At 60.2% G+C, this 2229-nt stretch carries 1 protein-coding gene; it reads left to right on the forward strand.

The window, feature by feature from the left end; genetic code table 11:
- Nucleotides 1–750 precede the first annotated feature (750 nt).
- On the forward strand, nucleotides 751–1785 hold the full coding sequence (locus G6O54_RS36690; RefSeq protein ID WP_165236014.1) for a class I SAM-dependent methyltransferase: 1035 nt from the start codon (nucleotides 751–753) through the stop codon (nucleotides 1783–1785).
- Nucleotides 1786–2229 lie beyond the last annotated feature (444 nt).

Raw genomic sequence — 2229 nt, forward strand, 5'->3', positions numbered from 1 at the left:
CGAAGTGAGAGAGAGCCGGCCATCATGGCAACTAACCCGCCAGGGCCAACTCTCTGGGGTCTAACACGGGCGGGTCTGCGCTGTCCCAGAAGTTGCATCGGCAGGTGAGGATCGGCCATAGATGGTTGATTCCGGCCGCTATAGGACCTTGGATCAGGACTTTCGCAGGCTATTGCCTTAGGAGGCAGGATTCCACTCTGGGTCAGGGCCAGGACGCTGGTGGCCCTTTTCCAGAGCGAGCTTCCGACCGCCATGAAGTTCCATCACTTCAAACCGCGAGCCGCATCTTCCACCGCTAGGGAGCCAATCCCACGGATCGTCGCATCGTCAAGGTCGCCACCGAGCGAATAGCCCACCCTGGCGACACGACACAGTCGCCCTCCCGGGGGCCGATACCGCAGAGAGGGGCATGACACCGCCCCCCTTCGGTCCTGGCAAGATGGCGGTAAACCGACATCCGCTGGACGAATGCACTCATTCTTATCTACCGACCCCCAGTTGCACCATTTCGCGCTGAACCCGTAAGAGGCTCATCAGTTCCTAATCTTCTAAGTGTCAAGAATATTCGGATCCGACTTGCTGGATATTGGAAACTCGTGTATCGAACCTAGTGGCAAAGGCAGCCATCGGGGCCGAATCCCCAGGAGACGCCGAAGTCGGCGTCCGTTAACTCAGGTATCAGCAAGGATGCTTCCCATGTCGAATGTCGCGACGCATCTCAAGGGTTGGTGCCGGCGTAATCTGACTCGCATGACGAGGAGTCATCGTCGTGACGTCAGGTCGACGCAGGGGCGTCTTCTCCTGGATACGCCTCATGGACCTCAGATTGGGGCGGGCGAGTTCAACCCCGCCGCGGACCTGTCCGTTCCATCCCAGAACGAGCAGGTCTCCAGGTACTGGGCGGACAAGTTCAAGGAACTCCGAGAGAACGACGGCTTCGCCAACCCAACGTGCTGCTGGGACAATCGACTCGCCATCGAGCACATCACCAAGGCGGGGTCGGGATCGCCGCAAATTGGGTGGCTTGGATGGCTCCTGAACGACTACTTGAAGGACGTGCCAAACCTGCGAAATTGCCTGAGCCTCTGCTGCGGCGACGGCAACCACGAACTGGCGATCTTGAAGTCGCGGGAGGATCTCTCCCTGCGGTCCTTCGACGTCTGCGCGGACGCGGTCCAGGTTGCCGTCCAGCGGTTCGAGCGGGAAGGGATCTCTCGCGACCGTTTCCACTTGGATGTGAGGGACGCGAACGACCTGGATATCGAAGGTAAGTTCGATCTGATCATTGCCGCCTCAGCGCTCCATCATGTCGAGAATCTGGAGGCCTTGATACCCAAGCTCAGCTCGATGCTGAATCCGGGCGGCTACTTCGCGCTCATGGAATACGTGGGGCCAGACCGCTTCCAGTGGACAGAGCAGCAGGTCGCCATCATCAACGGCATCCTCGAGGCGCTGGATCCCTACTACCTCAACGGCGGTGCCCGCAACGCTTTCGTCCCCCCCACAGTTGAGGCGATGATCCAGATCGATCCGTCCGAGGCGATCCGCTCCAGTCAGATACCCGGCCTGGTGCGGAAGCATTTTCGGGTGGAAGTCGAGCGCAATCTCTACTTCAACCTCCTACACCCAATATTCCCGTGGCTCAACAACAGCCTTTCCAACAAGGAGGGCCGAGACTTCGATTCGATCCTCAGGCTCCTGATCTACTTCGAGAAGCTGCTCATCGATGAGAACGTCATGCAGTCGGATTTCGCCTTCCTGGTCTGCCGGCCGCTGCCCGATTGAGGAGGCGGCGACGAGGCGTGGACGTTCCAAGGCTGCAACGAGAAAAGCCGAGGCGGTTACACTCTCACGGCGCCGCGAAGCTCCACCGCCTCGGCGTCTTGGCCGGATGTCTGCTTTCCAGCGGCTTCCCGTAATGCTTCGAGTCTGCGGGAATCAACCGTGGTTCGAGATGATCTTCCGCCATCATGTTCAGCATAAGCAGACTCTGATCCAACTCGCGACTGATCTACGCCCCCGCGGCCGGCTTGACGAGGTCCGGGCGCTCACCGGCCCACTGGAGTGCCGACGATCTGTCCAGGATAGGCTCGGCGACTGAGCGAAAGCACCGCAGTCCCCGGAGCCTGAGATCGGCTACGACGAGGAAACCCTCTGCGGCTGGATCGACGACCGCGAAATCTCCGTGCGGCAGGCCCTCATGGCTCCGGGTGCGGTCGCGAGAGTTAG

It is taken from the genome of Aquisphaera insulae, assembly GCF_011064615.1.
Classification (GTDB): domain Bacteria; phylum Planctomycetota; class Planctomycetia; order Isosphaerales; family Isosphaeraceae; genus Aquisphaera; species Aquisphaera insulae.